Source organism: Ochrobactrum sp. 19YEA23 (assembly GCF_029909865.1).
Classification (GTDB): Bacteria; Pseudomonadota; Alphaproteobacteria; order Rhizobiales; family Rhizobiaceae; genus Brucella; species Brucella gambitense.
The window spans coordinates 1,188,711-1,208,198 of the sequence record NZ_JASAMQ010000001.1; the positions used below are offsets into that span (position 1 = coordinate 1,188,711).

The following is a 19,488-nucleotide window of genomic DNA, read 5'->3' on the forward strand; positions in this document are numbered from 1 at the left end:
GAAAAATGAACGAAAACAGTGCGTTGGCGAGCGAAACCCAGAACGGGGCCCATGAGATGACAGCTGAACCAACCAGCCCCTCCGAAATCGGTTCGGAGATGCAAAACGCACCTGATCCTCACAAAGCTTTGAATGAAGCTAAGATCGCAGAGCTGATGAGTAGCGCGGATCGCTTCGTCAATCGTGAGTTTTCCTGGCTCCAGTTCAACCGCCGCGTTCTGGACGAGGCCGCAAATATGCGCCAGCCTTTGCTGGAGCGTCTGCGTTTCCTGTCCATCTCGGCCACCAATCTCGATGAATTTTTCATGGTGCGCATTGCGGGGCTTGCCGCACAGGTTCGCGCCGGTGTGGTGCTGCGCAGTGCCGACGGTCGCACGCCGCAGGAGCAGCTCGATTTCGTTCTGGATGAAGTGAGCCGCTTACAGGCCGAGCAGCAGGGACGTTTCCGCATCTTGCGTGACGAGCTGGTGCAGGAAAATATCGAAATCGTTCGCCCATCGGGTTTGTCGGAACCCGAGAAGGAATGGCTGGAAAGTCATTTTCTCGAAACGATCTTCCCGGTTCTGACGCCGCTTTCCATCGATCCGGCGCATCCGTTTCCGTTCATTCCGAATCTAGGCTTCTCGATTGCCTTGCAGCTGGCGCGCCGCGCGGACAATCACCCGATGACTGCGCTGTTGCGCATTCCGGTGGCCCTGAAGCGGTTCATCCAGCTGCCGACGGATCAGCAGAATGTCTATCGCTTCATCACCATCGAAGATGCGGTGAGCCTGTTTATCGGGCGGCTGTTCCCGGGCTATGAAGTGCGTGGTGCTGGCACGTTCCGCATCATTCGCGACAGCGATATTGAAGTGGAAGAAGAAGCCGAAGACCTCGTGCGTCTCTTCGAAACGGCGCTGAAGCGCCGCCGCCGCGGTCAGGTTATCCGCATTGAATTTGATGGCGAAATGCCGGAAGCCTTGCGCGTCTTCGTGGCGACCGAACTTGGCGTGTCGGAGAATCGCGTCAGCGTGCATGAAGGGCTTCTGGCCCTCAACATGATCTCGGAAATCGTCTCGATCCCGCGCGATGACCTGAAATTCGTATCCTACAATCCGCGTTTCCCGGAGCGTATCCGCGAACATGGCGGCGATTGCTTCGCTGCGATTCGCGAAAAGGATATCGTGGTTCATCACCCTTATGAATCGTTCGATGTTGTGGTGCAGTTCCTGCGTCAAGCGGCGGCGGACCCGGATGTGCTGGCCATCAAGCAGACGCTCTACCGCACCTCGAATGACAGCCCGATCGTGCGTGCGCTGGTCGATGCGGCGGAAGCGGGCAAGTCGGTGACCGCGCTGGTCGAGCTGAAGGCGCGTTTCGACGAAGAAGCCAATATTCGCTGGGCACGCGATCTCGAGCGCGCTGGCGTGCAGGTGGTTTTCGGCTTTATCGAGTTGAAAACCCACGCAAAAATGTCGCTCGTCGTACGGCGCGAAGACCAGAAACTACGCTCCTACGTGCATCTGGGTACGGGCAATTATCACCCGATCACCGCGCGTATTTACACAGATCTATCCTTCTTTACCTCGGATACGGATATCGCCCGCGACGTGGCGCATATCTTCAATTTCATCACCGGCTATGCGCAACCGGCCGAAGAAATGAAGATCGCCATTTCGCCCTTCACCTTGCGGGCGCGCATCATCAAGCACATCGAAAACGAGGTGACCCACGCCAAGGCCGGACGACCGGCGGCGATCTGGATGAAGATGAATTCGCTGGTCGATCCACAGATTATTGACGCGCTCTATAAGGCAAGCCAGGCGGGCGTTCACATCGATCTGGTTGTACGCGGCATTTGCTGCCTGCGTCCGGGCGTGCCGGGGCTCTCCGACAATATTCGCGCCAAGTCGATTGTTGGGCGTTTTCTTGAGCATAGCCGCATTTTCTGCTTTGGTAACGGGCATGATCTGCCTTCCGATAAGGCGATTGTCTATATCGGTTCTGCCGACATGATGCCGCGCAATCTCGATCGTCGCGTGGAGACGCTGGTGCCCATCACAAATGCCACAGTACACCAGCAAATCCTGTCTCAAATCATGTTTGCCAACATAATTGATAACCAACAGAGCTATCAGCTACTTGCGGACGGCACCTCTCGCCGGATAGAAAAAGAAGAAGGAGAGGAAGCTTTCAACGCGCAGGAATATTTCATGACCAATCCCAGCCTGTCGGGTCGCGGAAAGTCGCTGAAGTCTTCGGCCCCCCGTCTTATCGCACATCGTAAGCGTGCGCAGGCGGAAAGAAAAACGACTGCATGAGTCCAGCTATAGCACAAGGCCGTCTGAAGGGTCTCAAGCCCATCGGGGTCATTGACATCGGCTCGAATTCGATCCGTCTCGTCATTTACGAAGGTATCGTCCGTTCACCGACGGTGCTGTTCAACGAAAAACTCCTTTGCGGTCTCGGCAAGGGACTGGCCAAGACTGGCCGGCTCAACGACAAGTCTGTCGATATCGCCTTGCGCGCCTTGCGGCGCTTTCGTGCGCTGGCTGAACAGGCAGGCGCGGTGTCGGTTCATGCGCTGGCGACTGCTGCTGCGCGCGAAGCGAAGAACGGCCCTGATTTCATCGCGCAGGCCGAGGCGATTCTCGGGCGGCACATTGAAGTGCTGTCCGGCAAGGAAGAAGCCTATTATTCGGCGCTTGGTATCATTTCCGGCTTTCACAAGCCTTGCGGCGTTGCGGGCGATCTCGGCGGCGGCAGTCTCGAACTGGTGGCGATCAACGATCACGATATCGGCGAGGGCATCACCTTGCCGCTTGGCGGCTTGCGTCTTCAGGACATGTCCGACGAAAAGCTGACCGAAGCTGCGAAGATCACGCGCAGTGAACTTGCAAAGGCCTCGCTGCTTGAAATGCATCAGGGGCAGGTCTTCTACGCGGTTGGCGGTACATGGCGTAACCTTGCCAAGCTGCATATGACGGCCAAGCATTATCCGCTGCTCGTCATGCATGGATATGAGATGGATCCGGTCGAGGCGCAGAGCTTTCTCAAGCGCGTCGCAAAGGGCAATATCGACACGATGCGCGGCATTGAGGCGGTATCGAAGAACCGTCGCCAGCTTCTGTCCTATGGCGCAACCGTGATGCTGGAAACCATCCGCCGCATGAAGCCTTCGAAGATCGTCTTCTCGGCATTGGGCGTGCGTGAAGGTTATCTCTATTCGCTGTTGCCGAAGAACGAGCAGAAACTCGACCCTTTGCTGGCTTCTGCGGAAGAACTGGCGATCCTGCGGTCACGCTCACCGCGTCATGCGCGCGAACTGGCGGTCTGGACGACGCTTTCTCTGCCGCTGCTCGGTTATGATGAGACTGAGGATGAAGGGCGTTATCGCGAAGCCGCATGTCTCGTGGCGGATATCAGCTGGCGCGCACATCCGGATTATCGCGGTTCGCAGGCGTTGAATATCATCGCGCACGGCTCGTTCGGTGGCATCGATCATCCGGGCCGTTCTTATATGGCGCTTGCCAATTACTATCGCCATGAAGGACTGATCGAAGACGAGATCGCTCCGGAAATCGTGCAGCTGGCCACGCCGCGTCTACGTGAAAGGGCGAAGCTGCTCGGCGCGCTGCTGCGCGTTGTCTATCTTCTGTCGGCATCGATGCCGGGAGTCATTCCGCGCCTCTACTGGCGTGAGGAAGAAAACGGTATCGCGCTGGTCGTACCGAGCGATCTGGCCGATCTCGTATCGGATCGCCCGGAAGGCCGCTTGCAGCAGCTGGCCAAATTGACGGGAAAGAACCTCTATTTCGCGATAGGCGAAAAAGAGTAGGGCATTTGGTGAGTAGGGGAATAAGGGAATAGGGGAGTATGTTTATACAGCCCTTTTCACCTATTCCCCTACTGCCTTACTCCCCTAATTCCACGGCCCGGATACGACGGTTTTCGAACTTGATGCCGATCTTGCCGTCGATCAGGTCCAGCGCCTTCTGACCGAACACTTCGCGACGCCAGCCCTGCAGGGCCTGCACTTTCGCTTCATCGCCTTCGGCTGCAATCTTGTCGATATCATCCGAGCTGGCGACGATCTTGGCGGCAACGCCATGCTCTTCGGTCACCAGTTTGAGCAGAACCTTCAGAAGATCGGCTGCGGCAGCGCTACCTTCCGGCGAATGCGACGGCTTGGGCAGCTTCGGCAGGTCTTCCTTCGGAATAGCAAGCGCTGACTGGATTGCGGCAACCAGACCGGCGGCCTGCGCCGAGCGCTCCCAACCCTTGGGGATCGAGCGCAGACGACCGAGAGCCTCGGCATCGCGCGGCTGCTGCTGCGCGATCTCGGCAATCGTGTCGTCCTTGATGATACGGCCGCGCGGCACATTGCGTTCGCGCGCTTCCCGTTCGCGCCATGCAGCAACGGATTGCATGATGGCAAGCTCGATCGGCTTGCGCACGCGGGCTTTCACACGCCGCCATGCATCGTCCGGATGCAAATCATAGGTTTCGCGGGCGGTCAGCACCGCCATTTCTTCATTCACCCACTCGCTGCGCCCTTCCTTCTCAAGCTCTTCCTTGAGGTAGAGATAGATGTCGCGCAGATAGGTGACGTCGGCCAGCGCATAGTCGAGCTGCTTGTCTGAAAGCGGGCGTCTGCGCCAGTCGGTAAAGCGGGACGACTTGTCGAGATGCTTGCCGGTGACTTTCTGGACGAGCTGGTCGTAGGAAATCGCATCGCCGAAGCCACAGACCATCGCAGCGACCTGACTGTCGAAGACCGGCGAGGGGATGAGGTCGCCGAGATGGAACACGATTTCGATATCCTGCCGCGCGGCATGGAAAACCTTGACGATTTTCTCGTTGGCCATCAGGCGGAAGAAAGGGGCAAGGTCGAGACCGGGCGCAAGAGCATCCACCAGTGCGGTGTGATCCGGCGAGGCCATCTGGATAAGGCACAATTCAGGCCAGAAAGTCGTTTCACGGATGAACTCCGTGTCGACAGTGACGAAATCTGACTTGGACAGGGCGGATACGGCCTCTTCAAGGGCCTCTGTGGTCGTGATGAGTTGCATAGGTTTCTTTTAGAGCATTTCCAGCAAAAGTGTGAAGCGGTTTTGCGTCTGGAAATGCGAAACTGCATTCAGACAAAGCGATGCTGGTTGTCCCGAAAGAATGCGCAAAACCCGCGGCATAACAAGTGCAAATCGTGTTTTTTGTCGATACGTTACGTCATGCGGTCCGAACCGCGACACTTGTAGAGAGTGCAGACTTGACAAAACCCGGTCAAAATGCGCTTTTCCGCCAGAATTTGCAGCGCTTTGCCTGCACTGACTTATCTTACCAAAAGGCAGAAATCATGCACCGTTACCGCAGCCATACCTGCGCAGCCCTCCGCAAGACGGACGTCGGTTCGAACGTTCGTCTGTCCGGCTGGGTTCACCGCGTCCGTGACCATGGCGGCATTCTCTTCATCGATCTTCGCGATCATTACGGCATTACCCAGATTGTGGCCGATCCCGATTCGCCCGCTTTCAAGGTTGCCGAAACGGTTCGCGGCGAGTGGGTTATCCGCGTCGATGGTGAAGTGAAGGCCCGCGCAGGTGATGCGGTCAATGCGAACCTGCCGACCGGCGAAGTCGAAATCTTCGCAACCGAGATCGAAGTTCTGGCCGCAGCCAAGGAACTGCCGCTGCCTGTCTTCGGCGAGCCGGATTATCCGGAAGATATTCGCCTGAAGTATCGCTTCCTCGATCTGCGCCGCGAAACGCTGCACAAGAACATCATGAGCCGCACCAAGATCATTGCCGCGATGCGTCGCCGCATGACCGAAATCGGCTTCAACGAGTTTACCACGCCGATCCTGACGGCCTCGTCGCCGGAAGGCGCACGCGACTTCCTGGTGCCGAGCCGTATCCATGAAGGCAAGTTCTATGCGTTGCCGCAGGCGCCGCAGCAGTACAAGCAGCTTCTGATGGTTGCCGGTTTCGACCGTTACTTCCAGATCGCGCCTTGCTTCCGCGATGAAGACCCGCGCGCTGATCGCCTGCCGGGCGAATTCTACCAGCTCGACCTTGAAATGAGCTTCGTGACCCAGGAAGAAATCTGGGAAACGATGGAACCGGTCATGCGCGGCATTTTTGAAGAGTTTGCCGAAGGCAAGCCGGTCACGCAGACCTTCCGCCGTATCGCCTATGACGATTCGATCCGCACCTATGGTTCGGACAAGCCGGATCTGCGCAACCCGATTGAAATGCAGGCTGTGACCGATCATTTCGCCGGTTCGGGCTTCAAGGTCTTCTCGAACATGATCGCCAACGACCCCAAGGTCGAAGTCTGGGCCATTCCGGCCAAGACCGGCGGTAGCCGCGCATTCTGCGACCGCATGAATTCCTGGGCGCAAAGCGAAGGCCAGCCGGGTCTCGGTTATATCTTCTGGCGCAAGGAAGGCGACAAGCTTGAGGGTGCAGGCCCGATTGCGAAGAACATCGGCGAAGAACGCACCGAAGCAATTCGCGTGCAGATGGGCCTCGACGATGGCGACGCCTGCTTCTTCGTGGCTGGTCAGCCGTCGAAGTTCTATAAGTTTGCCGGCGATGCACGCACCCGTGCAGGCGAAGAACTGAACCTCGTGGACCGCAACCGTTTCGAACTGGCCTGGATCATCGACTTCCCGTTCTACGAATGGGACGAAGACAACAAGAAGCTCGACTTCGCGCACAACCCGTTCTCCATGCCGCAGGGCGGTATGGATGCGCTGGAAAATCAGGATCCGCTCGCGATCAAGGCCTATCAGTACGATCTCGTCTGCAACGGCTTTGAAATCGCTTCGGGCTCGATCCGTAACCAGCTGCCGGATGTCATGGTCAAGGCCTTTGAAAAGGTCGGCCTCAGCCAGCAGGATGTGGAAGAGCGTTTCGGCGGTCTCTATCGTGCGTTCCAGTACGGCGCGCCTCCGCATGGTGGCATGGCTGCCGGTATCGACCGCGTCATCATGCTGCTGGTCGGTGCAAAGAACCTGCGTGAAATCTCGCTGTTCCCGATGAACCAGCAGGCGCTTGATCTTCTGATGAACGCGCCTTCAGACGTGTCGCCAGCACAGCTGCGCGATCTGCATATCCGCTTGGCTCCGGTTCAGAAGAGCTAAGCTATATCTCAGAAAGACAAAAAACCCGGCCTTGAGCCGGGTTTTTTATTGGAGCGTATCAAAAAGAAAGCCCGGTGATGACACCGGGCTTTTTGCGATTTTAGTTGTTGGCGTCGACGCCAACCTTCAGGAGCTGGATGATCTTCGTCGGATCGAGCGATGCGGTCGCAACGATCGATGCGAAGGTCACCGGCTGGTCAGGCGCGGCGCTGAGCGTCAAAGACTTCGGATCGGTGAAATACTTGTCCGATGCCGCCTTCAGCTGCTGTGCAAAATCCGGGTTCTTCAGCTGTGTGGCCATCAGCGGCACCATCATCTTCAGCTGTTCGCCAAGCGCCTTGGCGTCCGAACCCTGCTGCTTGGCATAATAGGTCAGCAGCTTTTCCGTCAGCGATGCATCATCGAAGCGGATCGTCAGGTTCTTGAGGTTCAGCTGTTCTGCAAGGCCGAGAATGGCAAGACCGGCGGCGTCCTTGTCGGCGTCCGACTTGGTCATTGCTTCCTGCGTCTTCTGCACGGCTTCGACGAAGGCCAGGTCATAACCGCCAAGGCTGCCGGTGATGTTGATCTTGCCGAGGTCCTGCGCATCAACTTCCATCTGGTCGAGCGTGGCATCGCCCGACTTCGGCGACCACTGGCCCTTCATGTTGACAGCGGCCTGAAGGCTCTTCATGCCGAGTGGCTCAAGCGGGTTCTGGCCTTCCTTGCCGAAGGTGGCATCAATGCTGGCAACCGAGGCGGTGTAGCCGATCTTGTCAGCCTTGTTCGACGTGTCGAGCGAGACGTCGACGCCCTTTACCGTGGCGCCATCCGTGCCCGGCTTGCCGAAAGCCAGTTCATCGATCTTCATCTTGTCGTAGAGGATCATGCTGTCGAGCGGACCCTTGGCAGATTCCGAAGGAATATGCAGGTTCAGCATCGACATGCCCTTGATGCTGGCCTGGTCGTTCTTGCCGTCGGTGCTATCGAGCGTGAGGTCAGGAACTGCAACCTGTCCGATGGTGAAACCGCCATCCGGTGCGTCCTGAACGTCTTCCAGCGTTACATCGCCGATTTCCACGTCTTTGGGAGACAGCGTGGCGAGCTTGACCTTGGTGCCTTCGAGCACGATGTTCGAACCGTCAGCCTTCACATTGGCGAAGCTCAGTTCGCCGCCCTGTTTCGCATAAAGGGCCTTGAGGCGCTCGGCGACGGCATTGGCATCCGCAGCCATGGCGACGCTGCCGAAAATCAGCGAAAGCGCTGTGCTCGCAGCAAAAATGCGTGCCGCTGGCTTGATATTGACGAAAACCTGCATTCGAAGCTCCTGGCTAATCTCTTGATTTTAGTGCGGCATTCATAGGCTTAAATCTTCTGATTTAACAACCCGATTTGCTTAACCTGTGCTTGCAACATAGGAAAACCTGTTTCTAATTGCTCTATAGTGCGTAAATGGCGGCAGATTTGCGACTGAGGCCTGCCTGCACGCCCCAATTTTGATTTGTGCAACTATGCAGTGGATTTCAAGCGCCGCCACGCTCTTTGCGTGCCATATTTGGCGCAGCGCACTGTAATGTACTGGTTTAGTTCTCCTGAACGCTTGCTGACGATTCGCGCACTTGGTACTGGGAAGCATGGGAAAAAGTCTGATTCCGCCGGGCGACGGCGAAGAACACATCGAACGGGTCGATCTTAAGTCGGCCCTCGAGGAACGTTACCTCGCTTATGCGCTGTCCACGATCATGCATCGTGCGCTGCCAGACGTGCGCGACGGTCTGAAGCCGGTGCATCGGCGCATCATGCACGCCATGCGTCTGCTGCGTCTCAATCCCGATCAGGCTTATGCGAAATGCGCGCGTATCGTCGGCGACGTGATGGGTAAGTTCCACCCGCATGGCGACGCGTCGATCTACGATGCGCTTGTGCGTCTGGCACAGGACTTCGCGGTGCGTTATCCGCTGGTCGACGGGCAGGGAAATTTCGGCAATATCGACGGCGATAACGCCGCAGCGATGCGTTATACCGAAGCCCGCATGACCGAAGTGGCGACGCTGCTGCTTGAAGGCATCACCGAAAACGCCATCGATTTCCGTCCGACCTATAATGAGGAAGACGAGGAGCCGATCGTTCTGCCGGGTGCATTCCCGAACCTGCTGGCCAATGGCTCGGCGGGCATTGCGGTTGGCATGGCGACGAATATTCCGCCGCATAACGTGGCGGAGCTGTGTTCCTCGGCGCTTTATCTGATCAATCATCCCGATGCGGGCGTGGAAGAACTCATCACCTCGCCGGAACAATGGGAAGAGCTGAAGCGTGAGGCGGAAACTGATCCGTCCGCACTGTTGAAAGCTAAGGTGCGCGGCCCGGATTTCCCGACGGGCGGCATTCTGGTCGAAGAACACGGCAATATTGTCGAAGCCTATCGTACCGGTCGCGGCGCGTTCCGTGTCCGCGCGCGTTGGGAAAAGGAAGAGGGCAATCGCGGCACCTGGGTGATCGTCGTCACCGAAATTCCGTATCAGGTGCAGAAGTCGCGCCTGATCGAGAAGATCGCCGAATTGCTGCTGGCCAAGAAACTGCCGCTGCTTGACGATATTCGCGATGAATCTGCGGAAGATATCCGCATCGTTCTGGAGCCGAAGAACCGCACCGTTGACCCGGAATTGCTGATGGAATCGCTGTTCAAGCTCACCGAGCTTGAAAGCCGCGTTTCGCTCAACATGAATGTGCTGTCGCACGGCAAGGTGCCGAATGTTCTTTCGCTGGGCGGCGTGCTGCGCGAATGGCTGGAACACCGCAAGGAAGTTCTGGTTCGTCGCTCGCAATATCGTCTGGCCGAGATTGAACGGCGCCTGGAAATCCTCGGCGGCTTCCTGATTGCCTATCTCAATCTGGATGAAGTCATCCGCATCATCCGCGAGGAAGACGAGCCGAAACAGGAATTAATGCGGACATTCGAGCTGACCGATGTTCAGGCCGAGTCGATCCTCAATATGCGTCTGCGTTCGTTGCGCAAGCTCGAGGAATTCGAGATCCGCAAGGAATTTGAGGCCCTGACGGTGGAAAAGGCCGATATTGAAGGACTGCTCGCTTCCGGCACACGCCAGTGGAAGAAGATCAGCGCCGAGATCAAGGCGGTGCGTGAGAAGTTCGGTCCCGCAACCAAGCTTGGCAAGCGTCGCACGAATTTCGCTGAAGCCCCGACCCACGATCTGGAAGACATCCACAATGCGATGATCGAGCGCGAGCCGGTCACGATTGTTGTTTCGGAAAAGGGCTGGCTGCGTGCGATGAAGGGCCATATGGCCGACTTCTCGACGCTCTCCTTCAAGGAAGGCGACAAGCTCAAGCTGGCTTTCCATGCGGAAACGACCGACAAGCTCCTGTTCTTCACGACCGGCGGCAAGTTCTTCACCATCGGTGCGAACACCCTGCCGGGCGGTCGCGGCCATGGCGAGCCGATCCGCATTCTGGTCGATATGGAAAACGATCAGGACATTCTGACGGCCTTCGTTCACGATCCATCGGCAAAGCTGCTGCTGGTTTCGCATGAGGGCAATGGTTTCATTGTTCCGGAGAACGAAGCCGTTGCCAACACCCGCAAGGGCAAGCAGGTGATGAATGTAAAGGCGCCGGACGAGGCGAAGATTTGCACGCGTGTTTCCGGCGATCACATCGCGGTCGTTGGCGAAAATCGCAAGATGGTTGTCTTCCCGCTTGCGGAAATCCCGGAAATGACACGCGGCAAGGGCGTTCGTCTGCAAAAGTATAAGGATGGCGGCATTTCCGACATTCGCACATTTGCGATGGCCGACGGTCTCTCCTGGCAGGATTCGGCAGAACGGACCTTTACGCGCAACAAGGAAGAGCTTGCCGAGTGGATTGGCGCTCGTGCTTCAGCCGGGCGCGTTGTTCCGAAGGGGTTTCCGCGTTCGGGCAAGTTCTAGGTGTCTGATCTAAAAGTCGCCATGCCGGTCTGCAAATGGTGATTTCTGCGCTTCCGGTGCTCACGTACCCAAATGTACGCTGCGCTCCGGTTCTCGAAATCACCATTTTCGCCGCAGCCTGCCGCTTTTTGATTCAGACACCACGCACTGCTCATAATGAAAAGGCGGCTTCTGCCGCCTTTTTCATGTCTATCCCTCAAACCGCTGCCAGCCTCGGGGGCCGAGATGTTCCTGCGGGGTGAAGCGGATTTTGTACTGCATCTTGCGCGATCCCTCGACCCAATAGCCGAGATAGACATGCGGCAAGCCCGCCGCTCGCGCCCGTTCGATATGATCAAGAATCATATAGGTGCCGAGCGAACGGTCGTGCATATGCGGCGAGAAGAACGAATAGACCATGGACAGGCCGTCGGCCATCACATCGGTTAGCGCCACGGCGATCAACTCACCATCGCCCTTGGGATCGATAAAACTGTCGGGGCCGCGACGGCGATACTCGATGATCTGCGTGTTGACGTGGGTATCTTCAACCATCATCGCATAATCGAGCACGGTCATGTCCGACATGCCGCCTGAACGGTGGCGCGCATCGAGATAATCGCGAAACAGCGCATATTGTTCGGTGCTGGGCTGCGCCTTGTGCACGCGACCGACCAGATCACGATTCTGGTTCCAGACGCGGCGCATATTGCGCGTCATCTCGAACTCTCCCGCCAGAATGCGCACGGAAACGCAGGCGCGGCAAAGCTCGCAGGCCGGGCGATAGGCGATGTTCTGGGAGCGACGGAAACCGCCTTGAGTCAGGAGATCGTTGATCTCGTTGGCTTTATCGCCCACGAGATGCGTAAAAACTTTGCGCTCCATCTGCCCATCGAGATACGGACAGGGCGATGGGGCCGTCAAAAAGAACTGCGGAGACTGTTGCGGTTGATGGGTCATTCAATATCCACGAAATGGTAATACCGAAACCATCACGATACCTGACAAGGATCGAACCGACGGCGCAAAACGTCAAGTGGCATTTTGCGCAGCCGGCTCTGAATTTTTTTGATCTTAAGTTGAACTATGTCTGTTTCCCTCCACATCGGTTGGTGTCGGGAAACAGGAAACTGTCTTTCAGCGCGATCTTAACGATCCGAGCGGATGACCGCCGTACCAAGCAGAAGATCGTGCACCGTGCGCTTGCGGTCGAGAACCAGCGTTGCCAGCAGGATCAGCGGCGTCAACACGACGTTGAGACCCCAAAACAGCACCGAGTGAACGATGGCGAGCATCGGGTCCACCATGCCGCCTTCAAGCCGGACGAGCTTGAGGTTCATCATCTGCATGCCCTTTGTGGCTTGCTGCGGGCCGCCCATGGTGCGCGACACATAGATCAGCGCCACGATCGGGAACATGATGCCGTAAAGCATCCAGCCGATGCCAAGCGTGAGTATGCCAAACAGTGCAATGATGATTGCAGCCGGGATACACAGCAGAAAGACGATGAGATAATCGATGAGAAAAGCCATCATCCGGCGCGTACGCACGCCCTCGAAGAAAGCTCGGCTGTCGTAACGCGGAGCCATGATCTCGCCGTGCAGGATATGGTCGGACATTTTTCCTTCCAGTCGTTTAAAAAGACAACCGGAGACAAGACAACGTCCGGCGTCGCTCCGCCTTCCGGGCGGAACGCTACGAACATGGTAAATGAAGTGGGCCGTTTCAAGGAAGCTGCCAGAGAAAGCACGGGCAACCTGTCGGTGTCTGACATAAAAGTCGCTATGCCGGGCTACGAAGGGCCCGTTGCTCTTTATTCTGACCCTCAGATTAACCTCGCTGTTTCAGCTTTTCGGCGACCTCAATTGCGAAATAGGTGAGGATGCCGTCGCAACCGGCGCGTTTGAAAGCCAGAAGGCTTTCCATCATCACCTTTTCTTCGTCGATCCAACCATTGATACCGGCGGCCTTGATCATCGCGTATTCACCCGACACCTGATAGGCATAGGTGGGCAGGCGGAATTCGCTCTTCAGCCGGTGGATGATGTCGAGATAAGGCATGCCGGGCTTGACCATCAGCATGTCCGCGCCCTCGGCGATATCCTGCTCGGCTTCGCGCACCGCTTCCTCCGGATTGGCCGGATCGAGATAATAGGTCTTCTTGTCGCCTTTCAGCAGTCCCTGCGTACCAATGGCTTCGCGATAGGGGCCGTAGAACGCCGATGCGAATTTCGTCGCATAGGACATGATCGGAATGTGATGATAGCCGTGCTCGTCCAGCGCCTGACGGATTGCGCCGATACGGCCATCCATCATGTCGGATGGCGCGATGATATCGGCACCGGCCTCGGCCTGTGAAAGAGCACCGCGAACAACCATGGCGACGGATTCGTCATTGACGATTTCGCCATCGCGCAAAATGCCGTCATGACCATGCGTGGTGAAGGGATCGAGCGCAGCATCGGTGATGATGCCGATCTCCGGCACTTCTTTCTTGATCGCGCGCACGGCACGATTGATCAGATTGTCGGGGCTGGCGACAAACGCGCCGTCATCCGTTTTCACTTCCGCTTTTTCGCGCGGGAAGGGGGCAATGGCGGGAATGCCGAGCTTGGCGGCCTTCTCTGCCATGCGCACCGCCATATCGACCGAATAGCGCTCCACACGCGGCATGGCTTCCACAGGTTCGGAAACCCCGTCCCCGTAGGTGAGGAAGAATGGCAGGATCAGATCGTCCACCGTCAGTTGCGTTTCCTGCACCAGCCTGCGCGACCAGTCGGCCTTGCGCATACGGCGCAAACGGCAGCTGCCGGTCACGTCATCGACATGTCTGCCGATATGAGGGGGGAGATATTTGGATTGACGGTCACTCATTGAATTATTCCCGAGAATGGAAGCCGCGATGCAAATGCAATCAAAGGGCTGACTTCGGATGCGCACCGTTTATCACGGGAAAAGTGGTGAAACCAAGAAGATTGGCCGGTACGCACCTGTGTGGGATTGACGCGGGGCGTCTCACTTTCTACCCATTTGTTGGAACGGGAGACAAGATATGCAGATTGACTTTGGCGGTGGCGGCGAAATCAGCTTCGAACGCAAGGGAAAAGCCGGTCTGGTAAAGCTGACGCGGACCGCAGCGCTCAACGCGCTGACGCACAAGATGATTCTGGCGCTCGACCGCGCATTGCAGGCCTGGGAAGACGATCCGGAAGTCGCCTGCGTGATTCTCGAAGGTGAGGGCCGGGCGTTCTGCGCTGGCGGCGATGTCGTCGCGGCTTACAAGGCTGGCCGAGAGGGAACGCCCGCTTACGAGTTCTTCCGTGACGAATATCGGCTCAATGCCCGCATCGGTCGGTTTCCCAAGCCCTACATATCGCTGATCAACGGGATCATTATGGGTGGCGGCGCTGGCATTTCGGTGCACGGTTCGCATCGTATCGTGACCGAAAACACCATGTTCGCCATGCCGGAAACGGGAATCGGCTTCTTTCCCGATGTCGGCGGAAGCGCGTTCCTGCCGCATCTCCACGACAATTTTGGTTATTATCTCGCCTTGACGGGAAACCGCATTCGCTGGGGCGATTGTCTCCAGAGTGGAATTGCCACCCACGCAGTTGCGGCCAGCGACCTGCACGACCTGCGCGACGATCTCATCGCATCGGCTGATATCGACGCGGCCCTGACCCGCAGCCAATATCCGGATTTCGAAACATCCGCCGACACGCGGCATGTGATCAATGAGTGCTTTTCCGGCGCGACGCTTGCCGATTGCATGAACTTACTGGACAAGGCCGCCGCTTCGGGCAGCAAACCGGCGACGGACATCTTGAACGTCATCGCAACGCGGTCGCCAACCAGCGTGGCAGTAACCTTCCGGCAGATCGCCGACGGTCGCCCGCTCGACCTCGATGATTGCATGCGTATGGAATATCGCATTGCCAGCCGGATGCTTGAAGCCCACGACTTCTATGAAGGCGTGCGGGCGCTGCTGATCGACAAGGATGGCGCGCCATCCTGGCAGCCGGCTTCAGTCGAGGACGTAAAACCGGAACAGGTAAACGCCTATTTCGTAAATCTTGGCGAAAAGGAACTGACGTTCTCATGAGGAATTGCTGATGCATATGGATGAGCTGCGCCAGCACGCGCAACCGACCGGCCTTGAATGGACATTTACCTGGTTCATTCGATTGCTGGCGCTGACTGCGCTGGCAAGCGGCGTTCTCTATTGGGTGCGGCTCATCGGTATTCATCCGGGATTGCTCTGGCGGTTCGATCTGATGCCATGGATGTGGCAGACGGCTGTTGTCGCGCTGGCAGTGTTAATGCCGGTTGCCGCAACGGGTCTCTGGATGCGGGCAACCTGGGGGCCGGTGCTCTGGTTCGTGGCCGCAGTCGGCGAGATCAGCATCTATTCGGTTTTCGAGCGGAACTTTGAAAGCAGACCGTTGACGGTTACGTTCAATGCGCTGTGCATCGTCATTTATATCGTGTTCCGCGTCCTGCTGGTTTTGGAAAAGCGGCGGCAGGCAAAGGCCAGCATTTCCGCCTGATTGCGGGTGCCAGTAAGTAAACATTAAGCCTGAATTTGCATTCCTCTCGGTAAGCTACTGTTAAGTCTGACTTTTAAGTCGAATTTTATGCATCTCCCCTAAAGTCCTCTCAAGACAGCGAGAAACATCGCTGCATAAAACAGGAAGAGAGCTGCATCGAGGATTTCCCGAATGCGGCTCCGACAGAGAGGCAAAGACAATGATGAATGCTCAGCGCAAAATCGACGCTCCGCTCTATGCTCCGGAAGCCGCACTCCGCAGCCTTTATCTGGAAGCCCTTCAGCTGGTGGAGCGTCTGCATCGCCGCCTGCTCGATGTTGTGAAGGATGAGTTCGACCGCAACGGTCAGCTCGACATCAACGCAACGCAGGCGCTGCTGCTTTTCAACATTGGCAATTCGGAACTCACCGCCGGTGAACTGCGCTCGCGCGGTTACTATCTCGGCTCGAATGTTTCCTACAACCTCAAGAAGCTTGTCGAAATGGGCTTCATTCATCACCAGCGTTCGCGTGTTGATCGCCGTTCGGTGCGTGTCAGCCTGACCGACAAGGGCAATGAGATCGCCAATCAGGTTGCCGCTCTTTACGAACGTCACGTCCTGTCCATCGAACAGGTCGGCGGAATTCAGGTTGAAGAATTCATGGCGATGAACAAGTCTCTGCAGCGCCTCGACCGCTTCTGGAACGACAGCATCGCTTATCGTCTCTGATAAATTGACCAGTGTTCCGGGAAGTTTGTTGCAGAACGGACACAACAGACCTGCATTTGCTGAAGCGGATGGGCAATTATGCTTCGATCTTGATGCGCGTGGCTTGCAAACTGGGCCGCGCGACATGATTAAGCCATAAAAACCGACATAAGCAGTTCTCAAGACTGCACGGGCAAGAATGTGCCATCTTCCAACAGGTCGGGAGATATAAGCTGGCGCGCATGTTTGCGGGTCGCCTATCGCCTTGACACTCTGTTGCTGATATTCTCGGACGACTGCCGCCGACATTGAGCTATGAGCGGCGTGCCTTTTTGGGACTAAGCAAATGACCAAGCCAACAACCAAGACTGACAAGAATGCCGAAGCTTTCAATGTAGACCGCCGTCGCTTCCTGCGCGGTGCTGCAACAGCTGGCCTTTCCGTGGCAGCCTCGGCTTTTGCAACCTCGTCCTTTGCGCAACAGGCATTTAACGATGTGCTCGCGTCGCCGCGGCGCGGTAACTGGGATGACCAGTTCGATGCGCGCGCGACAGGCGGCCAGAAGGTTGCGACCAACCAACCGGTTCTGAGCCAGCAGACCATCGGCAATATTCAGGGCGCTATTGCGCAATATACCGATATTGCCGGTCGCGGCGGCTGGCCAACGGTTCCGGGCAATGCAAAGCTTCAGCTCGGCGCGAACGACCAGTCGGTCCAGTATCTGCGCAAGCGCCTGATGGTTTCCGGCGATCTGCCGCAGGGCGCTGGTCTTTCCAATGCGTTCGACACCTATGTCGATGCCGCAGTGAAGCGTTTCCAGTCCCGTCACGGTCTGCCTGCAGATGGCGTCATGGGCCAGTTCACCTATGCAGCCATGAATGTGGACGCGAATACGCGTCTCGGCCAGCTCCAGACCAATTTGCAGCGCCTGTCGCCGCTGGTCAGCGCCGGTATGCAGGAACAGCGCTTCGTGATGGTGAATATCCCTGCCGCACGGATCGAAGCCGTTGAGAACGGCAGCGTCATGCAGCGTCACACCGCCGTTGTCGGCAAGATAGACCGCCAGACGCCGCTTCTTAATTCGAAGATCCACGAAGTCATTCTCAATCCTTACTGGACGGCGCCGAAGTCGATCATCCAGAAGGACATCATTCCGTTGATGCGGAAGGACCCGCAATATCTGGCCAAGAACAAAATCCGGCTTTACGATCAGTCGGGTCAGGAAGTGGCACCCGAAACCATCGACTGGAACACGGATGACGCTGTGAAGCTGATGTTCCGTCAGGACCCGGGCAAGATCAACGCCATGTCCTCGACGAAGATCAACTTCCACAACCAATATGCCGTCTACATGCACGATACGCCGCAGAAGAGCTATTTCAACAAGCTCATGCGTTTCGACTCGTCGGGCTGCGTGCGCGTGCAGAATGTTCGCGATCTGGACGTGTGGCTGCTGAAGAACACGGCTGGCTGGGATCGTCAGAACATCGAAGAAACGATCCGTACGGGCAACAATACGCCTATTCAGGTTGCCGACCCTGTGCCGTTGCACTTTGTCTATATCTCCGCCTGGTCGACGGGCGACGGCGTCGTGCAGTTCCGCGACGACATCTACAAGATGGATGGCGCAGCATCGCTGGCCCTTGGCACCGATACCTGATTTTCGGTATTTCTTGCTGAACAAAAGCCGTCCTGAGTATTCGGGGCGGCTTTTTTAGTTGTTAAACCAATATCAAATCGGTTTGCCGCATTTTGGAACATGCTTTTCGCTTTGCGGCCATTGGCCTAGGGCATTCAAGTGTGATAATGCGCCTCATCCAATAGCTTTTACCGGCTGACCCGGAGGGTGTGAAAATGTCTCAAGCCAATGCCGCCGCCAAGAATGCGTTTTCCGACGCTTTTTTCAATGCAAGCCTCGAGGACATCGATTCCGAAATTTTCGGTGCAATTCGCAACGAACTCGGTCGTCAGCGCCATGAAATCGAGCTGATCGCTTCGGAAAACATCGTCTCGCGCGCTGTTCTTGAAGCGCAGGGCTCCATCCTCACGAATAAGTATGCCGAAGGCTATCCGGGCAAGCGCTATTATGGCGGCTGCCAGTATGTGGACGTGGTGGAAGAACTGGCGATCGAACGCGCGAAGAAACTTTTCGGTTGCGAATTCGCCAATGTTCAGCCGAATTCCGGTAGCCAGATGAACCAGGCCGTGTTCCTGGCTCTGCTGCAGCCGGGCGACACCTTCATGGGCCTTGACCTCAATTCGGGTGGTCACCTGACGCACGGCTCGCCGGTCAACATGTCTGGCAAGTGGTTCAATGTCGTGTCTTATGGCGTCCGTCAGGACGACCATCTGCTGGATATGGACGAAGTGGCCCGCCTTGCCCGCGAAAACAAGCCAAAGCTGATTCTCGCTGGCGGCACTGCCTATTCGCGCGTCTGGGACTGGAAGCGTTTCCGTGAAATCGCCGATGAAGTCGGCGCTTATCTCATGGTCGATATGGCCCATATCGCTGGTCTCGTTGCCGGTGGCCAGCATCCGTCGCCAATCCCGCATGCCCATGTCTGCACCACGACGACGCACAAGTCTCTGCGCGGCCCGCGCGGCGGCATGATCCTGACCAACGATGCCGATCTGGCGAAGAAGTTCAATTCGGCTGTGTTCCCCGGTCTTCAGGGCGGCCCGCTGATGCACGTCATCGCCGCCAAGGCCGTTGCCTTCGGTGAAGCGTTGAAGCCTGAATTCAAGCTTTATGCCAAGAACGTCGTCGACAATGCGCGCGCACTCTCGGAAGAATTGAAGTCGCATGGCCTCGATATCGTTTCCGGCGGTACCGACAACCATCTGATGCTGGTCGATCTGCGTCCGAAGAACGCAACGGGCAAGCGTGCGGAAGCCGCTCTCGGTCGCGCCAACATCACCTGCAACAAGAACGGCATTCCGTTCGACCCTGAAAAGCCGTTCGTCACCTCCGGCGTTCGCCTCGGCACGCCAGCCGGCACCACGCGCGGCTTCGGCATAACCGAATTTAAGGAAATCGGTGCGCTGATCGCTGAAGTCCTCGACGGTCTGAAGGTCGCCAATTCCGACGAAGGCAATGCCGCTGTTGAGCAGGCCGTGAAGGAAAAGGTCGTCGCTCTGACCGACCGTTTCCCGATGTATGGCTATCAGGGATAATCAGTCCCTGAATGAAGAGTATCGAAAGCCCCGTTCAACGCTGTTGAG

14 protein-coding genes are annotated in these 19,488 nt (G+C 57.0%); 9 read left to right on the forward strand and 5 right to left on the reverse strand.

Annotated elements, in window-relative coordinates; genetic code table 11:
* Positions 1-56: 56 nt before the first annotated feature.
* Together QBD01_RS05515 and ppx are read left to right on the forward strand one after the other, a co-directional pair.
* Complete coding sequence (locus tag QBD01_RS05515; RefSeq protein WP_280992117.1) at positions 57-2,300, forward strand: RNA degradosome polyphosphate kinase; 2,244 nt, start codon at positions 57-59, stop codon at positions 2,298-2,300.
* A complete protein-coding gene (ppx, locus tag QBD01_RS05520) occupies positions 2,297-3,817 on the forward strand; it encodes an exopolyphosphatase (protein ID WP_182520204.1) in 1,521 nt (506 codons plus the stop codon). The genes QBD01_RS05515 and ppx overlap by 4 nt, the downstream gene beginning before the upstream one ends.
* A gap of 76 nt (positions 3,818-3,893) precedes the next feature.
* On the opposite strand, the gene rnd is transcribed toward ppx, so the two are convergent.
* Positions 3,894-5,051: a ribonuclease D gene (gene rnd, locus QBD01_RS05525; RefSeq protein WP_280991917.1), complete on the reverse strand. Its 1,158-nt coding sequence runs from the start codon at positions 5,049-5,051 to the stop codon at positions 3,894-3,896.
* A gap of 284 nt (positions 5,052-5,335) precedes the next feature.
* On the opposite strand from rnd, the gene aspS reads away from it, so the two are divergent.
* Complete coding sequence (aspS, locus tag QBD01_RS05530; protein ID WP_280991918.1) at positions 5,336-7,123, forward strand: aspartate--tRNA ligase; 1,788 nt, start codon at positions 5,336-5,338, stop codon at positions 7,121-7,123.
* Positions 7,124-7,223: 100 nt separating this feature from the next.
* On the opposite strand, the gene QBD01_RS05535 is transcribed toward aspS, so the two are convergent.
* Positions 7,224-8,420, reverse strand: a complete 1,197-nt coding sequence (locus QBD01_RS05535) for a hypothetical protein (RefSeq protein WP_280991919.1) — start codon at positions 8,418-8,420, stop codon at positions 7,224-7,226.
* Between the two features lie 316 nt (positions 8,421-8,736).
* On the opposite strand from QBD01_RS05535, the gene QBD01_RS05540 reads away from it, so the two are divergent.
* Positions 8,737-11,049, forward strand: coding sequence for a DNA topoisomerase IV subunit A (locus tag QBD01_RS05540; RefSeq protein WP_280991920.1), 2,313 nt, complete (start codon positions 8,737-8,739; stop codon positions 11,047-11,049).
* 189 nt (positions 11,050-11,238) lie between these two features.
* On the opposite strand, the gene QBD01_RS05545 is transcribed toward QBD01_RS05540, so the two are convergent.
* From QBD01_RS05545 to hemB, 3 genes are all read right to left on the reverse strand, one after another.
* On the reverse strand, positions 11,239-11,988 hold the full coding sequence (locus tag QBD01_RS05545; RefSeq protein ID WP_078340494.1) for an arginyltransferase: 750 nt from the start codon (positions 11,986-11,988) through the stop codon (positions 11,239-11,241).
* Between the two features lie 188 nt (positions 11,989-12,176).
* Positions 12,177-12,647 carry an RDD family protein gene (locus QBD01_RS05550; protein WP_078340495.1) on the reverse strand — a complete coding sequence of 157 codons (471 nt, stop codon included), beginning with the start codon at positions 12,645-12,647 and terminating at the stop codon, positions 12,177-12,179.
* Positions 12,648-12,858: 211 nt separating this feature from the next.
* On the reverse strand, positions 12,859-13,902 hold the full coding sequence (gene hemB, locus QBD01_RS05555) for a porphobilinogen synthase (protein WP_280991921.1): 1,044 nt from the start codon (positions 13,900-13,902) through the stop codon (positions 12,859-12,861).
* Positions 13,903-14,080: 178 nt separating this feature from the next.
* Here hemB and QBD01_RS05560 point away from each other — a divergent pair, with 178 nt between their 5' ends.
* The 5 genes from QBD01_RS05560 (at position 14,081) to glyA (ending at position 19,440) form a co-directional block, all read left to right on the forward strand.
* Entirely contained in the window at positions 14,081-15,133 is a 1,053-nt protein-coding gene (locus tag QBD01_RS05560) for an enoyl-CoA hydratase/isomerase family protein (RefSeq protein ID WP_280991922.1), read from the forward strand.
* Positions 15,134-15,143: 10 nt separating this feature from the next.
* Positions 15,144-15,578: a DUF6163 family protein gene (locus QBD01_RS05565; protein WP_280991923.1), complete on the forward strand. Its 435-nt coding sequence runs from the start codon at positions 15,144-15,146 to the stop codon at positions 15,576-15,578.
* 199 nt (positions 15,579-15,777) lie between these two features.
* Entirely contained in the window at positions 15,778-16,287 is a 510-nt protein-coding gene (ldtR, locus tag QBD01_RS05570) for a transcriptional regulator LdtR (RefSeq protein ID WP_078340499.1), read from the forward strand.
* A gap of 325 nt (positions 16,288-16,612) precedes the next feature.
* Positions 16,613-17,926 (forward strand): L,D-transpeptidase family protein, encoded by a 1,314-nt coding sequence (locus tag QBD01_RS05575; RefSeq protein ID WP_280991924.1) that lies wholly within the window; start codon positions 16,613-16,615, stop codon positions 17,924-17,926.
* A gap of 194 nt (positions 17,927-18,120) precedes the next feature.
* Positions 18,121-19,440: a serine hydroxymethyltransferase gene (glyA, locus tag QBD01_RS05580; RefSeq protein ID WP_280991925.1), complete on the forward strand. Its 1,320-nt coding sequence runs from the start codon at positions 18,121-18,123 to the stop codon at positions 19,438-19,440.
* The last annotated feature ends 48 nt before the right edge of the window (positions 19,441-19,488 follow it).

What these genes read in the sequence shown, in the direction of transcription:
- QBD01_RS05515 (WP_280992117.1), top strand. Translation starts at nt 57, where the DNA reads ATGACAGCTGAACCAACCAGCCCCTCCGAAATCGGTTCGGAGATGCAA.
- ppx (WP_182520204.1), top strand. Translation starts at nt 2,297, where the DNA reads ATGAGTCCAGCTATAGCACAAGGCCGTCTGAAGGGTCTCAAGCCCATC.
- rnd (WP_280991917.1), bottom strand. Translation starts at nt 5,051, where the DNA reads ATGCAACTCATCACGACCACAGAGGCCCTTGAAGAGGCCGTATCCGCC.
- aspS (WP_280991918.1), top strand. Translation starts at nt 5,336, where the DNA reads ATGCACCGTTACCGCAGCCATACCTGCGCAGCCCTCCGCAAGACGGAC.
- QBD01_RS05535 (WP_280991919.1), bottom strand. Translation starts at nt 8,420, where the DNA reads ATGCAGGTTTTCGTCAATATCAAGCCAGCGGCACGCATTTTTGCTGCG.
- QBD01_RS05540 (WP_280991920.1), top strand. Translation starts at nt 8,737, where the DNA reads ATGGGAAAAAGTCTGATTCCGCCGGGCGACGGCGAAGAACACATCGAA.
- QBD01_RS05545 (WP_078340494.1), bottom strand. Translation starts at nt 11,988, where the DNA reads ATGACCCATCAACCGCAACAGTCTCCGCAGTTCTTTTTGACGGCCCCA.
- QBD01_RS05550 (WP_078340495.1), bottom strand. Translation starts at nt 12,647, where the DNA reads ATGTCCGACCATATCCTGCACGGCGAGATCATGGCTCCGCGTTACGAC.
- hemB (WP_280991921.1), bottom strand. Translation starts at nt 13,902, where the DNA reads ATGAGTGACCGTCAATCCAAATATCTCCCCCCTCATATCGGCAGACAT.
- QBD01_RS05560 (WP_280991922.1), top strand. Translation starts at nt 14,081, where the DNA reads ATGCAGATTGACTTTGGCGGTGGCGGCGAAATCAGCTTCGAACGCAAG.
- QBD01_RS05565 (WP_280991923.1), top strand. Translation starts at nt 15,144, where the DNA reads ATGCATATGGATGAGCTGCGCCAGCACGCGCAACCGACCGGCCTTGAA.
- ldtR (WP_078340499.1), top strand. Translation starts at nt 15,778, where the DNA reads ATGATGAATGCTCAGCGCAAAATCGACGCTCCGCTCTATGCTCCGGAA.
- QBD01_RS05575 (WP_280991924.1), top strand. Translation starts at nt 16,613, where the DNA reads ATGACCAAGCCAACAACCAAGACTGACAAGAATGCCGAAGCTTTCAAT.
- glyA (WP_280991925.1), top strand. Translation starts at nt 18,121, where the DNA reads ATGTCTCAAGCCAATGCCGCCGCCAAGAATGCGTTTTCCGACGCTTTT.